The 16382-nt window shown below is 40.5% G+C and carries 13 protein-coding genes; 9 read left to right on the forward strand and 4 right to left on the reverse strand.

Annotated features, from left to right (window positions below; all coding sequences use genetic code 11):
* Positions 1-533: 533 nt before the first annotated feature.
* The 6 genes from FHR85_RS10670 (at position 534) to FHR85_RS10695 (ending at position 5596) form a co-directional block, all read left to right on the forward strand.
* Positions 534-902, forward strand: coding sequence for a DUF4181 domain-containing protein (locus FHR85_RS10670; RefSeq protein WP_167263051.1), 369 nt, complete (start codon positions 534-536; stop codon positions 900-902).
* 399 nt (positions 903-1301) lie between these two features.
* A complete protein-coding gene (abc-f, locus tag FHR85_RS10675) occupies positions 1302-3119 on the forward strand; it encodes a ribosomal protection-like ABC-F family protein (protein ID WP_167263053.1) in 1818 nt (605 codons plus the stop codon).
* Positions 3120-3242: 123 nt separating this feature from the next.
* On the forward strand, positions 3243-3413 hold the full coding sequence (locus tag FHR85_RS10680) for a hypothetical protein (RefSeq protein WP_167263055.1): 171 nt from the start codon (positions 3243-3245) through the stop codon (positions 3411-3413).
* 271 nt (positions 3414-3684) lie between these two features.
* Positions 3685-4527: an alpha/beta fold hydrolase gene (locus FHR85_RS10685; RefSeq protein WP_167263057.1), complete on the forward strand. Its 843-nt coding sequence runs from the start codon at positions 3685-3687 to the stop codon at positions 4525-4527.
* A gap of 56 nt (positions 4528-4583) precedes the next feature.
* Positions 4584-5069 carry a hypothetical protein gene (locus FHR85_RS10690; RefSeq protein ID WP_167263059.1) on the forward strand — a complete coding sequence of 162 codons (486 nt, stop codon included), beginning with the start codon at positions 4584-4586 and terminating at the stop codon, positions 5067-5069.
* A 125-nt stretch (positions 5070-5194) separates the two neighbouring features.
* Complete coding sequence (locus FHR85_RS10695) at positions 5195-5596, forward strand: group-specific protein (RefSeq protein WP_167263061.1); 402 nt, start codon at positions 5195-5197, stop codon at positions 5594-5596.
* A 47-nt stretch (positions 5597-5643) separates the two neighbouring features.
* Here FHR85_RS10695 and FHR85_RS10700 read toward each other — a convergent pair whose 3' ends face one another.
* The 4 genes from FHR85_RS10700 to FHR85_RS10715 form a co-directional block, all read right to left on the reverse strand.
* A complete protein-coding gene (locus FHR85_RS10700) occupies positions 5644-5859 on the reverse strand; it encodes a hypothetical protein (RefSeq protein ID WP_167263063.1) in 216 nt (71 codons plus the stop codon).
* Between the two features lie 190 nt (positions 5860-6049).
* Positions 6050-7069 (reverse strand): type II toxin-antitoxin system antitoxin DNA ADP-ribosyl glycohydrolase DarG, encoded by a 1020-nt coding sequence (gene darG / locus FHR85_RS10705; RefSeq protein WP_167263065.1) that lies wholly within the window; start codon positions 7067-7069, stop codon positions 6050-6052.
* Positions 7070-7084: 15 nt separating this feature from the next.
* Positions 7085-7714 carry a type II toxin-antitoxin system toxin DNA ADP-ribosyl transferase DarT gene (gene darT, locus FHR85_RS10710; protein ID WP_167263067.1) on the reverse strand — a complete coding sequence of 210 codons (630 nt, stop codon included), beginning with the start codon at positions 7712-7714 and terminating at the stop codon, positions 7085-7087.
* 175 nt (positions 7715-7889) lie between these two features.
* A complete protein-coding gene (locus tag FHR85_RS10715) occupies positions 7890-8279 on the reverse strand; it encodes a YhjD family protein (protein ID WP_167263069.1) in 390 nt (129 codons plus the stop codon).
* A gap of 153 nt (positions 8280-8432) precedes the next feature.
* Between FHR85_RS10715 and FHR85_RS10720 the strand changes: the two genes are divergently transcribed.
* Genes FHR85_RS10720 through addA form a run of 3 tightly spaced genes read left to right on the forward strand, consistent with a single transcriptional unit; the run spans position 8433 to position 16352 of the window.
* On the forward strand, positions 8433-9080 hold the full coding sequence (locus FHR85_RS10720) for a TVP38/TMEM64 family protein (RefSeq protein ID WP_167263071.1): 648 nt from the start codon (positions 8433-8435) through the stop codon (positions 9078-9080).
* Between the two features lie 15 nt (positions 9081-9095).
* Positions 9096-12590: a helicase-exonuclease AddAB subunit AddB gene (gene addB / locus FHR85_RS10725; protein ID WP_167263073.1), complete on the forward strand. Its 3495-nt coding sequence runs from the start codon at positions 9096-9098 to the stop codon at positions 12588-12590.
* Positions 12591-16352, forward strand: coding sequence for a helicase-exonuclease AddAB subunit AddA (gene addA, locus FHR85_RS10730; protein ID WP_167263075.1), 3762 nt, complete (start codon positions 12591-12593; stop codon positions 16350-16352).
* Positions 16353-16382: the final 30 nt, after the last annotated feature.

Here is a 16382-nt window from a genome sequence, read left to right on the forward strand (position 1 = left end):
TACCAAGGAAATCCTTGAATTATAGAACGCCTATTGAGTGTTTCATGGATCACGTCGATGACAGTATGTTGTCTCGCTTAATTTGACAAATGAATATTAATATGATTTATCTTAATAAAAAAGGGGGGGATTATCTTGTTTACTAAGAGAAATTCTTTAATTTTGAGCATCATTGTATTTGTTTTAAGCATCTTAGTCATAAGCTCCAGTCCGAATTTCATCGCAACAGGACTACTTGTGATTGTTTCAGTCCTACTATTTTGTAATTATTTAAGGTTAAGGTTTGGCCTTAAAACCGCAGAACTTGCAGGTGTTTTTATTGTAGCTATTATTATCATATTTTCACTTTTTATATTAGTGTTATTGGCCGTGTTAAAATCCAATATGCAATGACGTATTTTGTGTTCAATATAACGATCATTAAACCACTTGATATTAGTTCAGGTTATCAATAAAAATCTAATAGAGATAAAGGGTTTATTGAGTATTACATAGATTATGAAAATAAGTTTTTAAAGTAAGGTTGTATTATGATGATACCTATTTTCTTCATTTTAATTTGTATCCTTATATTAGATCAGCTTATAAATAAAAATCTAATAAAAAGGAATAGTATTGAACAAACTGCTTCACGAAGTAAATATGTAAATAAGATCCATAAATATGGTGAGTTGATACTTTATGGGGCAACGATGATTGTGATGGTGTTATCAGTAATAGAGTTTTATTACCTTAGATTACTCATTTTTATTGGTCCAGGTATTACCTTTGCGTTTCGCACCATAATGAAATGGAAATTTACTAATCAAGATAAAACATATCTGCTAAGTGCAGTAACTTGTGGATTATTTATGATTGGCTCAATTGTGTATGGAGTGTTTGAGTACAATTTAATTGTTTAGAACCATTCTAGAAGCCTTGAACTTAAAATAATATTAATATGCTAAAAATTGAGTGATTTTTTACATAAAATCAAGTTGTTAGTTTGAGGAGTAGTTTTTAATACGTTTAGTTCAACCTAGTTTCTACTTGCTCTTCACACATGTATCAAGATATGGTAATCTTAGCTTAATTCAAGGAGGTATCGACAATCAAAATGGACAATTCCCTTATTTTTGCGTAATTAAATTTATTCAAAAAGTCTTTTGCCACGAGCAAAAGAAGGGGATACGTGTGTCTATTTTGACGGTTACTATAAAATAATCATTCCTTTTCGTCATATTGCTATATGATGGAAGAGTTTGTAACGGCACAGGGACCCTTCCTCTGTGCTTTTTTTGTGGCGAAATTGGAGTGATGTTATGTTTGTCATAAAAGCTGAAAATTTAACAATGGAAAAAGGTGTTCGGAAGTTATTTGAAGGCGTAACGTTTGATATTTTACCGAATGAACGTGTTGCCTTATTAGGCATGAATGGTGTAGGAAAGACGAGTTTGATTAATGGACTGCTTGAACTTGAGCCTATAGCTGAAGGTGACATTTATTATGGTGTAGACTGGTCGAATATTGGTTACATGGTTCAAGCGGAAGAAAGTCATACGGATTTACAACTCAGGAATTGGGTTGTAAGCGAACACCCTAAAGAACAACTAAGAAGAACGCTTATTCAATTAGAAAATCAATTAGAAAAAGATCCGAGCGATGCAGCTATTTTGAAAGAATATAATGAGGCAATATCACAGTATTTAGAAGTTGATGGCTATCAATGGGAAATGGAGATTGAAAGCAGATTATTAGAAATGGGATTAATAGAAGAAACATGGCATATACCTTTTAAACAACTGAGTGGTGGCCAAAAAACGCGGGCTAAACTTGTGAAGCTTATGCTTGAAAATCCACAGTTTATTATTCTTGATGAGCCAACTAATCATTTGGATTTAGAAACGATCGATTGGTTAGTTAAATGGTTGCAAGCGTTTCAAGGCACGGTTTTATTGGTTTCTCATGAACGTGAATTTATAGATCGGGTTGCAACGACAACTTTTGAATTAACACCTGAAGGACTGACCAGATATGAAGGTGGATACAAGGAATATGAGGCTCAGAAGGAAATCGAAGAAAAAACGCGAAAACAGCAATATGAGAATCAGGAAAAAGAACGACGGAAACTCAAAGAATTGATCCAACAATATAAAGGTTGGCATGCAAGTGCTAATGCTAAAGCCAGTGTCCGTGACCCATATGCGCAAAAGAAAGCGTCTAAGCAAGCATCAAAGCTTAAAGCAAAAGAGAGTGCATTAGAGCATTTGGAAAAAGAAGCAATTCAAAAACCAAAGCAACCAAGCAGAATAAATACACAAATACATTCAAGTGAGTTTACTGGTAAACGCATGGTTCACGTTGATCAGGTGTCTAAGTCATATGACGATAAAACCGTTTTAAAAGATGTGAACTTAGATATATTGAAAGGTGACCGTATAGGTGTGGTAGGTGCTAACGGCAGTGGGAAGACGACTTTGCTAGAATTAATATCTGGTCTTAGTGAGGGTGATCAAGGCGCCATTCATTATAATCCTCAGGTGAGTATCGGGCAATTTTTCCAAGAGTTCGAACAACTAAACGAGCAGAATACGATATTAGATGAAATCATGGAGCTTCCTAATATGAATCAAACTGATGCTCGTACGATCTTGGCATGTTTTTTGTTTAGAAGAGAAGAGGTTTTTAAAACGATTGGTAACTTGAGCGAAGGGGAAAAAGGGCGCGTCGCTTTTGTGAAGTTGTATTTTTCGGATGCTAATTTGTTAATTTTAGATGAGCCTAATAATTATTTTGATATTTCATCGAGAGAAATTATTGAAGATGCTTTAGTTAACTATCCGGGCTCTATCGTATTAGTGACTCATGACCCGTACTTGTTGCGAGCGATTTCGAATAAAATTATTTCATTAGAACAACAAACGATCCAAGTTTTCAATGGGACATATGGTGACTGGGTGAACCACGTTAATGTTGAATCAGAAGAGCAACAGCTGTTAAATCAATTAGCAGAATTGGAAGCGAGGTATTCTCAAGGCTTGCTTGAAGAGTTTGAGTCATCACAACAAGAAGAGGAGAAGGTTGAAGCATTAAAGGATTTGAAGGCTGAGATAGAGTGGTTGAAAGAACAAATTGGTTAGAAGAGTAACAATTGATTTAATATGGCTATATAGGGAAATAATTAGTGGGATGTGGTTTTAGATGTTTCATACAATGAAAAGCCACTTCCCGTATTGCTATGAATAGATTGGAGGTGCTCCCTGATGTCCAATCCTGATAAAATCATCAAAGAAATTGATATGTTGAATGAGGTGGATCGTCAGATAGTTCTTAGGAAAATCAAGGAGAAATATATGATGCAGGATAGTATCTTATTAAATAATAATTATGACTGGTGGGATAATGAAGCAGACGAAATCTATAATGACATGTAGGTTGATGAATCATATCTCTCCACCTTCTGCTGGTGGGGCATATCGATGTGACCTTGTTTTTACAACTTCCCGTTCGGCTTCATTTTCTTGTTCTTTTATAAGTGGGACTGCATGTATGGAAGTTGTCTCTCTCTTTTTATCTTGCTTGAAAACCCAAGTTACGAATAGTATCTTATTATGATTATAAGTAAGTCTTTATGTTGGCAGGTTTTTCCTCAGTCTGTATTGAATCACTATAATATTAGTTCATTTGTCTAAAGGGGATTTGAATATGTGGGATCAACAATTTGTTCATACAGAAAGAGGCGAGTTTGAGGTTTTCACTCAAGGAACTGGTGAGCCACTTTGTGTTACACATTTATATAGTGAATTTAATGAACTGGGGAGTTATTTTGCTGATGCTTTTGTAAATGATTTCAAGGTTATTTTAGTAAATTTAAAAGAAGCAGGTCATTCTTGTAGAGCTAATACTGATGCAGAATTGAGTATGAAAGAAACGGTTAAAGACTTAGATGCGATTAGAGATGCATTGAATTATAAGTCGTGGGGATTTGCGGGTCATTCAACTGGAGGAATGCTAGGATTAGTTTATGCTCTAAGTTATCCTGATTCCCTAACAAAGTTATTAATTGGTGGAGCAACTGCAACCAAAGCGTATATGAACCATGAGGGAAGCATGTATTCATCCAATAGTCCCTTAAATAATAAATTAAAAGAAATCTTTTCAGTATTAAAATCTCCTGATTCGACTAAAGAAGAACGAAGAGAGGCTAGTAGAGAATGGGGTAAGATGTCCCTGTATAATCCTGATCGCTGGGATGATTATTTTTCAAAACCAAGTAGTGGAAAAGTTGTTCAACAAAGATTAGATTACTTTTCATTTAAGGAATTACCAGATTACGAAATTCAAGATCAGTTACATACTATTTCAGTTCCTTCTATTGTGTTTTGCGGGAGATATGATGCGCAGTGTCCGGTAGTTTTTTCTCAAGAAATTAGCAAAGGATTGCAAAATTCAAAGTTGTATGTTTTTGAAAAAAGTAACCACTTTCCCTTTGTAGAGGAAAAAGATCATTTTGCAGATATGGTTATAGATTTTAAAAGGCTAGAGTAGTTTTAAAAATTAACTAATTGTGAGTTAAAATTGTGGCATAAAAGGAGTGATTGAAGTTGATGAAGTTTGTAGTGTCGTCATTGCTAATTTTTGTGTTGTTGATTGGGATTATATTAGGATTCAGTCAAGTTAGTGCAGATGAAGAAAAACAGGTGAGTGATTATCAGACCATAGAACAATTAACGAGTTATAAAAACAAGCCTTTAGAAGATTTTGTTCCTACTCAACACAAGGCATCAAAAGGTATGATTACCCATCCAGAACATGATTCTGTTGACGAATTCATGGAAAGTTTGAAGCGTGGCGTTAATGGTAAAGAAGATTATGCTAAAAAAGAAAGAGATTTAAAAGGACATATTGGGGATTCTGCTTATAATTATGCTGAATACTTCTTAGATCAGACAAATGAGCATGATGATTTATTAAAAGGTTTATTAGAAAAAGCTCAACCGTTACATGGAACAGGAGTTCATTCATTAACAGATGAAGAATTGAATCAAGTGTTTAATGAACTGAAAGAGTATGTGAATAGTTATGACTAAGCCTGAGAATTCGGGCCTGTTTTCGTTGTGAATAATGAAAAATAACTCAGATTAGTTATAATGATTCTTTTAAGTAGTCCTATCATTATTAAAACTGTTTTAATTGGTCGAAGGGGAATAAACTAATGAAAAAGTTTTATGTCGCATCAAGTTTTAAAAATAAAGATGCAGTCCGTTTAGTTAGTAATAAGTTAATCAATAAGGGCTTTGTTCAAACTTATGATTGGACGAAAAATGAGAGAGCTTCAACTTTTGAGGATTTAATGGATATAGGGCAAAAAGAAAAAGATGCTGTGATGGAAGCAGATTTCATTATTGTGTTATTGCCTGCAGGAAAAGGGAGTCATATTGAGTTCGGGATCGCACTTGGACAAGGGAAAAGAATTTATCTTTATTCATCAGACGAATCAGTCAATCATCTTGAAACAACAAGTACGTTTTATCATTTATCTGAGGTAGAACAATGTGTTGGGTCTATTGATGATTTAATAGAAACTGTAACAAATAGCCAAGCGTCATTTGACTAATGAGGTGCGTTGGACATCAAAAAGATGGTTAATTTTATTTGGGCTTATCACAAGCCTCCAGGTCCGCCGCTTGCTGGTGGGCCATTTCGACGTGATCTTGCTTTTTCAACTTCTCGCTCGACTTCTTTTTCGTTTTCTTTTTCTTGCTGGGTTTTCAGGTGATGTGGTTTCGTGTAGCGCTTTTTCTGCTTTCGTTTATCTAGAATGATCATAAGTGCAATGGCTGCGACTAGGAATAAGCCCCATAAGATGTTGGATAACATACAATCCACCTTTATACCTTGACATATCAATAAGAAATAGTAACCCCTACTGATTGAACTTAGTAGGGTGATTTAGCCCCTGACTAGAGGGGCAATGTGTGACTTTAAACCTTTAAGAGAATTATAAGATTGTTCGTGCTAGAAGTAAAATATTGATGGTGTATTAGTGATGCGTATGACAGAGTTAACTTTATACTTCCAACCGTCTAAGGTGTTCTGCTGCTTTTAAAATATGCTTCTCAGGAAACAGATTTCTTTTTCGTTCGTTCCAATTGTGTACTTCTGTTATGAGTGCTTCTGTTGTCGTTGGGTTCACTGTTTTATGGATCCAATCAACTGTGGCTAATAACTCCATTCCATAAGGGTTTTCAAAACCATTTATGATATGACGTAATTTTTCAAGTCTCATAGTGTACTCAGTGTTTTTTTCTAAAAATTCATATGCCTGTTCGCTAGCTGAATTGATAAGGTGAATTTCTGCATCTCTGCTACGGTCACCATATCCTCGAATGAAATGACCTTCTAATCTCTGCAAAACGAAATTTAGATTTTCGGCGTAAGGTCCATATTTCCCTTTAACAAAGTTTAGATTCAATGGTTCGCCGACTTCTTGTAAAAAGTAAGCAATCTTTTGTGCTTCTAAGAGTGTCAAACGATAATCAGGTTCTTTATAATTATTTAATGAAGCAAGCAATAGTGCTCTGGCTTCTGTCATTTTAGGTTGCTTAGTGCCTATCTTCATATTTTCTGGGGCAGGACTCCCAGCTGGTTCATAGACATAAACTTCAATCGGTATATCTTGAAAGGCATTTTCTATTAATGGTTTTACTTCTGACCATTCTAGTCCGCCATTACCACACCCGAGGGGAGGAAGTGCTATGGACTGTATGTTTAATTCTTTAATTATTTTCACAAGATCATTTAATCCTTCTGTTATATAATTAATTTTTGATTTTTCTTTCCAGTGCTTTTTGGTAGGAAAGTTTATAATATATTTCGGTCCTATTATTCCGTGAGTAGGTACTACATGCATGTAACCAATATTGATTTGGCGGTTTTTGCATGCTTTCTCATATTCACGAAATACTTCAGGGAAAGCTTGTTTAAATTGTAATGCAATTCCTTTACCCATTACTCCAACTGTATTAACAGTGTTCACAAGTGCTTCCGATTGATCTTCTAATAAATTTCCTTTTTTATACTGAATCATTGCTTCCACCTCCCATTAAAAATAAAATTCTGGTTTTATAAGTACGGTCATATCTTCTTTGTGTTCTTGTAATATGTTATTCACTCTGTTTTTCATGTCGCTGTTAAATACCCCGATCCCTAGAAATGATTCGAGTTCAACAGTTTGATGTACCAAAAATTCAGCTTGACGCCGCCATTTGCGGTCAGGGAATTCATCTGTATCATGCCAATAAGTGTTTTCCATGACGTCCCAATCGATTTTATCAAGGTCATTTAAATCATTATAGAAATCGGTTAATGCCATAATAGCGTGCCCATTTGTGAAAACAAACTTTTTATTTGCCTGAATTATTTTTTCTGTGTCAGTAACAAAATAAATGATATCACTTTGTTCACCTTCAAACCCTTCAACTCTATTATTCTTTATAGCATAAAGCATTGGTGAACGAGGAGCAAAATAAAAAGGCACATAATCGTGTAATCTTCCGAAAGGAGATGCATTCACCGATGTAGTTGAACGTCTGTCTTGAATTCTTTTGTGGGCAATGTCAGAGTGTGAAAATTCTCCATCTTTCACAAGGGAATGAGCCAATATTTGTCCGCTTTTTAGTATTGAAGGAAGGTTTTTGTAGCTTGTAATATGGTATAAAAGTTTTCTTTCCATAAATCTACTCCAACTTTATATAATAATAAATACTGTAGTATAAAATTAATAACTAATTAAAAAGTCTTCCTTCATTATAACATTTTGCAAGGTTAAAACATAAACAGAGCGCATCTTTTAGTATTAAATATTCAAAAGAATATAATTTGTGAAGTCAATCCGTTTCATATCATCTTCATGCAAAATCTGGCGCGGGTTTGGTAACGCTTGTTGTGATGTCGTACATGAGTTCATTTAGGATGTTTTCGACTTTTTTGCGGACGGCGGGGTTGAAGTAGCGCCGTTCTTCTTCGTAACCACGGGCCAGGAATAAATAGGTTGAAAAGGTGTCGTTTTTTTCGATGAAGACGACGTCGATTTTTTTCTGGTCCATGGTTTTGCGGAGTTCGCGTCGTTCGGTGCGGGCTTGGTGGATCATGCGCCGCAGTAGTTCTAGATATGGTTCTTTGATTTTATATGGGCCGTTTTCAACGGAGCGAATATCTTGTTCTAAGACGACGATGGTCATGGATAAGAATAAATAACGTGATGCCATGCGTCCTTCTTCTTCATTTAAATAAGGCATGTCGATCCCTCCAGTTGCATTTATCGAACGTTTGTTCTATTATATGAAATAACCTTATAAAAATCAAATCCTTAATGACAAATTGGTAAAAAAGTAGGCAAACGGGTGATTTTTTTATAAAATGAAGGGAGAGATTTAGAAGGAGTTAATGCTATGAATGATGATGCAACGAACCTCGATGAACTAAAGGATTTAATATCAGATAATGTTATTGGTGGATTTATAATTCGTTTGCTTGAATTCTACGGTAGTTTTGGCCCGCTTCCGGGGGTATTATTACCGTTTATTGAAGCGTTTTTACCCTTTTTGCCGAACTTAGTATTTATATTGGCTAACTCGATTGTGTACGGGCTTGTTTTTGGATTTTTATATTCATGGATTGGTGCGTCGGTCGGGGCGGTTGTTGTTTTTATCCTTGTGCGTAAGAGTGAGCGGTTTAATTGGGTACGACGAATTAAGTACCAGCGCCATATTCAGCGGATTACGAATTTTTTCGACCAACGCGGATTTGGACCAATGTTCTTATTGTTATGTTTCCCATTTTCACCGTCAGCATTAATTAATGTGGTGGCGGCGTTCACGAAAATGTCGTTACAATCGTTTGTTTTAACGGTGGGGCTTGCAAAGGCAGTGATGATTTTTTCAGTGTCGTATGTTGGTGATAGCTTGGCATCGTTTGCGACTGAGCCGATTAAAACAGTTGTTGTAGGTATTGTCGTTGGGCTGTTTTGGTTGATTGGGAAGTTTATTGAAAAACGGATCACGTCGAAAGCGGACCGTGATGATGGTGAGACGAATTAAAAGGGGGAGACGCGTGTGGCCTTACAATTTATCTTGGGACGAGCCGGTGCTGACATCGGCTCGTATTGTTTAGAGGAAATCGAGGAGGCCCTGCAGCATGATCCCGCGGGAGATCCGATTTTGTATATCGTGCCGGATCAGATGGCGTTTCAGCAGGAGTATGGGCTGTTGAGTGAGAGTGATTTGCCTGGGTCGATGCGGGCGCAAGTGTTTAGTTTCTCGCGACTAGCTTGGTATGTGTTTCAGGCGGTCGGTGGAGGCACGAAGCCGTTTATTACATCGACTGGGATTCAAATGTTGCTTCGGAAAATTGCGGAGGAGCATGAACAGTCGCTCGAAGCGTTTCAAAAGGCGATGGATAAGCAAGGATTCATCGATCAACTTGAGGCGATGATTACAGAATTGAAGCGTTATCGAGTGACCCCAGAGTCGCTGAATCGAATGGTCGAGGAATTGAATCAGAGTGCGCATTTGACGCCGAGTGAAGCGGCGCTAAAACGTAAGCTGGATGATTTGTTGTTGATTTATGACAAACTTGATCAGCAGTTGGCAGGGCATTACGTTGATAGTGAGGATCAGCTGGAGATTATGGTTGAGAAAATCGCGACGACGAATGTGTTACGCGATGCGACGATTTATATTGATGGGTTTCACCGGTTTACGCCGCAAGAGTATTACGTGATTGAAGCGCTCATGCGCCATGCGAAAGATGTGAAGATTGCCCTTACATATGATGGACGCGGGCAAGGTTTGGGCGAATTGGATTTATTTTATCAGACGAAAACGACGTATGAGACGTTGACGGAGATTGCTGAGCAGGCGGAAATCCCGGTACGTGAGCCGAAGATGCTTTATCCTGATGAGCGACGGTTTCAAAATAATCCAGCGATGAATCATTTGGAACGTCATTTTACCGATCAACCAGCACCCGTTTATGAAGGGGAAGCGCCGATTCAAATTGCTGAAGCGGTGCATCCACGTGCGGAAGTTGAAGGTGTGGCGCAAGAGATTGTGCGGTTGACGCGTGAAGAAGGTTATCGTTATCGAGATTTGGCTTTGTTAATCCGTGATGACGCGACGTATCATGATTTGATCGAAACGATTTTTCAAGATTACGGGGTGCCGGTCTTTTTAGATGAGAAGAAAACAATGCTCAATCACCCGTTTATTGAGTTGATTCGAACAGGGCTTGAAGTAATCGACCGTGATTGGCGTTATGATGCTATCTTTCGTTTGCTTAAAACTGGATTCATTCAGGCAACGGATGAGACGTATCCCCTAACGCAAGATGCGATTGATTCGCTTGAAAATTATGTGCTGGAATATGGTGTTCGGACGCGGGATGCGTGGCTTTCGGACCGTGATTGGCGTTATCAGCGGATCTTCGGTTTAGACCAACGTTCGCAGACGGATGAAGAACGCGAAATCGAACGGCAAATGAATGCGTATCGTAAGCAAGTGGTCGATGCGCTTAAAGATTTTGACCGTGATGTGCGTGAGGCTGAGACGGTTGGTGCGACGTTAGAAGCGGTTTATACGTGGCTTGGACGAATTGGTGCGCCTGAGCGATTAGAAGCGTTGCGTGACGGGTTTGACGATGACGGTGATGTGGAAACGGCACGCGAGCAGGAGCAGGCGTGGCAAGCAGTCATGCAGTTGTTTGATGAAATGGCAGACATGCTTGGTGATGAAGAGATGTCGTTACCGTTATTCCGAGATGTGTTGGATGCGGGGCTTGAGACGTTAGAGTTTTCCCATGTGCCGCCAACGATTGATCACGTCATTGTTGGTAATGTCGAGCGTTCAAGGATTGCGAATGTGAAGGTGAGCTTTTTACTTGGTGTAAATGATGGCGTTTATCCAATGAAGCCGCCACAAGAAGGACTCGTGTCGGATGATGAGCGGGCGTGGTTAGAAGAGCGAGGTCTATTGCTGGCTGACCCTGCTGAACGTGTGCTGTTGGATGACCGTTTTTATATGTATCTGGCGTTTACGCTTGCGAGTGACCGAGTTCATGTGAGTTATGCGCTCAGTGACGAAGAAGGAAAACAGAAGATGCCAGCTGCAGTTGTGAAGCAGTTGAAAACGATGTATCCGCAGGCGCGTGAGACGTTATGGCTTGATGATGAAGATCACGAGGATCCGTTAAGGTTCGTGACAAATCCAGAAAAAACACGGTCGATTTTAACAGCTGAGTTGTCGAAGTATTTACGCGGTTATCCGATTGATCGCGTGTATTGGGATGCGCTTCATTGGTTTATGGCACATGAGTCAGCTGATGACACGGCGCGGCAAATTTTAAGCGGATTATTTTACCGAAATGAACCAGAGTCATTAGGCAGTGATACGGCGAGTGCGATGTTTGATCAGACGATGAAGTCGAGTGTATCACGACTTGAGACGTATCATCAGTGTGCGTATCATTATTTTGCCAAATATACACTTGGGCTTGAAGAGCGGCCACTTTATCAATTGGAGGCACCTGATATTGGGCAGTTGTTCCACGAATCGCTCCGGTATATTACGGAGTGGGTGTTCGCGGAAGGGCGAGCGTTTTTCGATTTAACGAATGACGATATTATTCAGTATGCGCGCCGAGCGGTTGAGCAGTTAGCGCCGCTATTGCAGCATCAGATTTTGTTCAGTTCGAATCGTTATCAGTATATTTTGCGCAAGTTAGAACATGTCATTATTCGGGCAACGACGGTCTTAGCACGGCAAGCGAAGCAGTCGGATTTTCAGCCGGCAGGAATTGAGCTTGGTTTCGGTCAAAAAGAAAAGCTCCCACCGCTTCAGCTCGATTTAATGGATGGCTATCAGCTGGAGTTAAATGGCCGGGTGGACCGAGTTGATCAAGCAGAGATCAATAATCAGCTGTATTTACGTGTGATTGATTATAAATCGAGTGCGAAGGATTTGAAGCTCGTTGATGTGTATTATGGTTTGGCGCTGCAGATGTTGACGTATTTGGATGTCGTGCTGACCTATTCGGATCGTTGGTTGAATCAGCAAGCGGAACCAGCAGGCGTCCTGTATTTCCACGTGCATAATCCGACGTTGAATGATGGTGATTTGAAGGCGTTTGATGATGACGCGGTTGAAGATGCGTTATTGAAAGAATATAAGATGAACGGTTGGTTGTTAGGAGATGAACAGGTAGCCGGAGCGATGGACCGATCACTTGAGACGGGGACGTCGAAAATTGCGCCGTTTGGTGTGAAGAAAGATGGCTCGTTTAATGCGAGTTCGAAAACGGTGGATGAGTCGTTGTTTCGCTATATGAATCAATATGTGCGCGGGTTGATGCAACAGGCGGGTAGTCAGATTGTAAGCGGTGATGTGTCACTTAATCCAGTTCAGACGAAGGATTATACAGCGTGTACGTTTTGTCCGTATCGATCGGTTTGTCAATTCGACCCGACGCTTGAAGAAAATGATTTTGTTCGGATTAAAGATGAGAAAGATGATGCGATTTTACAGCGTATGATGGCGCGAGAGGAGGATGCTTAAATGGCATGGACAGAGGAACAGTCGTTAGCAATTCATGAAGACGGGCGTGATATTCTCGTGTCGGCTGCGGCCGGTTCGGGTAAGACAGCGGTACTAGTCGAGCGGATTATTCAAAAGATGGTGCGCGACGAAGATCCGTATAATATTGATGAGATGTTAGTCGCGACGTTTACGAATGCTGCAGCACAAGAGATGAAGACGCGTGTTGGTCAGGCACTTGAGCAGGCTTTAGAAAAGCATCCGAACTCGCATCATTTGAAGAAACAGATTGCGCTGTTGCAGCGGGCTAATATATCGACGTTGCACGCGTTTTGTATGGATGTGACGCGTAAATATAGTTATGAGCTTGATATAGACCCGAGTTTTCGGATTTTGGATCAAATTGAAGCCGATATGTTAAAGCAAGATGTCCTGCAAGATGTATTTGAACGTTGGTACGGTCAAGAAGGAGAAGAGCAAGAGGCGTTTTTCCGCTTTGTCGATAGTTTTTCAGGCGACCGAAATGATGAAGCAGTTGAATCACTTGTCTTACATGTGCATGAATTTGCGTTGCAAAATCCGAAGCCGTTTGCATGGTTGGAATCACTCGTTGAGGCCGTTGATGTAAGTGATGAGACGACGCTTGATGAGTTGAAATGGATGCCGTACGCACGGTTTGATATTCGTGAGGCACTTGAAGCAGCGGTTTTTGATATCAAGCAGGCGATGGATGTCGCGCAAGATGTGAATGGTCCGGAGCACTATCTGGAGACGCTTGAGAGCGATTTGGAACAAGTAAATGCGATGTTAGATTACGCAGATGCGCCTTGGGAAGCATTGCGTGATGTCGTGTTAGAACGGCAGAAGTTTCAGACGTTATCTCGGAAGAAATTTGAGTGCGATGAAGATTTAAAAGAGCGCGTGAAAGATATTCGTAAGCGTTATAAAGATAAAGTGTCGGCGATGATTAGTCGTTGGTTTGAGCGAAAGCCAGAATCATTGATCAATGATTTACGCCAGTTAAAGCCTCATCTAGAGCAATTAGTCGAGCTAGTGAAAGACTTTCATGCTTCACTTGATGCAGAGAAGAGAACGCAGGCAGTGCTTGAGTTTTCGGATTTAGAGCATTATTGTTTAGAGGTTTTAATGAAAGAGGGTTCGACGATGGATGCGCTTGAGCCATCAGATGTGGCGAAGCAGTATCAAGCGCAATTTCGTGAAGTGTTGATTGATGAGTATCAAGATACGAACCAAGTGCAAGAGACGATTTTGCAGTTGTTAACAGGTGATGACTCGAATCATTTATTTATGGTTGGCGATGTGAAGCAAAGTATTTACGGTTTCCGTCACGCGGAGCCGACCTTGTTCATGGAGAAATATCGCGCGTTTCAGGCGGATGATGGCGATGAACTACGTATTGATTTGGCACAAAATTTCCGGAGTCGGCATGAAGTGTTAGCGGGGACGAACTATATTTTCCGGCAGTTGTTAGATCCGCAAGTCGGTGAGATGGATTATGAGCCGGAAGCGGAATTGATTTATAGTAACCGAGTTTACGAGACGCTCACGGAGACAGATGTGGACACAGAGATGCATGTATTATCGCGTGAAGCGGATGATGAAACGGATCCGGATGACGAGTGGCAGTATTTAGAGAAAGCGCAGATCGAAGCACGGGCGTATGCGAAGAAGATTCAATCTTGGCTTGGCACGGATGGTAGTGAGCCGATGCAAGTGATCGATAAAGAAACAGAGAAACCTCGCCCTGTTCGCTATTCAGATATTGTGATTTTGATGCGGTCGAAGACGTGGTTCGGAACCGTCGTTGAGGAATTAAAACAGCTTGGGATTCCTGTTTATGCTGATTTGTCATCAGGTTATTTGGAAGCAATTGAAGTCCAAGTGATGCTTAATGTGCTTAAGGCAATTGATAATCCGAAGCAAGATATTCCACTTGCTAGTGTCTTGAAATCACCGATTGTCGGCTTAAACGAAGATGAACTGGCGCAGATTAGGTTGCACGGCCGGAAAGTGAGCTTTTATGAAGCGGTCAAACAGTATATGAGAGCGGGTGAGGACCGTGATTTAGTGAAGCGGTTGGAACGCTTTTTCGGACTGTTTGAGGCTTGGCGTGAGGAAGCGACTTATGGCGCATTGTCGCAATTGATCTGGCGTGTATATCGTGAGACAGGATATTACGAATTTGTCGGGGGCACACCTGGTGGTAAGCAACGTCAGGCGAATTTACGCGCGCTTTACGATCGTTCTCGTAGTTATGAAAAGTCGGCTTATCGCGGGTTGTTCCGCTTCTTACGTTTTATTGAAAAGATGGAAGAGCGCGGTGAAGATCTAGGCGCGGCGCGTGCGTTAGGTGAGCAGGAAGATGTTGTGCGCCTTATGTCAATTCATACGAGTAAAGGCCTAGAGTTTCCGATTGTGATTTTAGGCGCGGCCGATAAGCAATTTAACACGCAAGATTATAAGAAACGCTATTTATTGCATAAAGATCTAGGCTTAGGTGCCAAATATTTAGACTTGGATAAACGGATTATGTATAAGACCTTTCCGTTTGAGGCTATGTCAGTTGCGATGAAACGCGAGATGTTAGCTGAAGAGATGCGGATTTTGTATGTCGCGTTGACGCGGGCGAAAGAGAAATTAGTCGTGGTTGGAACAGTTGGAGATGTTTCGAAACGCTTGGAGAAATGGCGTGAAGTGAGTGAGCACCCGAATTGGGTGTTGCCCGCGCATATGCGAGCGGATCAGGCAAATTACATGAACTGGGTCGGCATGGCGCTTGTTCGTCATGAAAAGGCAGATGAATTGCGTGAGGGTCCCGTATCTAATCGTGTGCCTGAGGTAATTCAGGCAGATGATTCGTCGTGGCGTGTCGTAGTTGAGCATGCATCGGCTTATGAAGATCCGGAATGGGTAACGGTTGAACGGAATGATGCGCTTGAACGTGCGATTACCGATTGGGACCGTGATGCGATTGAGACGCCATCTGAGTCATATGCGGAAGTGGACCGACGCCTTCAGTATGCTTACCCGTATGCAGGAAGTGTGTCACGCCGGGCGAAGCAGACTGTGACGGAGTTGAAGCGAATCAGACAAGAAGCGGATGCTTATAGTGCGACAGATTTTATCAGGAGTCGTAGTGGTTCTGGTGCTGGAAACGGAAGTGGGGCATCATCGCTTGAAAGGCCGCGTTTTATGAAAGAAGATGCGACAACGCTTACGAAAGCTGAAATTGGTAGTGCGATGCATACGGTGATGCAGCATTTACTGTTTGAATCAGCTTGGGATGAAGCTTCATTAGAGGAGTTCGTGTCAGGGCTAGTATTTCGTGATATTTTAACGGAAGAAGAAGCTGAGGCCATTGATTATGATGCGATTTTACAACTAATGGCGACTGAGATAGGCAAGTCGTTACAGCAGTCGGCAGATATTCGGCGTGAATTACCATTTACGATGGAATTGTCAGCTCAGGAAGTTTATCCAGAGTGGGATGACCCGACGGATGAAAGCGTATTGATTCAAGGTGTGATCGACTGCTTGTTTGAAGTTAACGGGCAGTGGTACTTATTAGATTATAAAACCGATACAGTGAATGGTGAAGTAGATGAAAAAGTTCGCGAACAGTTAGCCAGTCGCTACGCCGTTCAAGTCGACTTGTACCGACGAGCGATCGAGTCGATTTGGCAGATTGAACTTGCTGGCGTGTATTTATACTTCTTTGACCAAGCATTTGTTGTGGATATGACCGAAAGAGAGCACTTCTGATAGTCAGAAGTGCTCTCTTTTTTGTTGGTG

Origin of the sequence: Alkalibacillus almallahensis (assembly GCF_011761495.1) — a bacterium.
Taxonomy (GTDB): Bacteria; Bacillota; Bacilli; order Bacillales; family Alkalibacillaceae; genus Alkalibacillus; species Alkalibacillus almallahensis.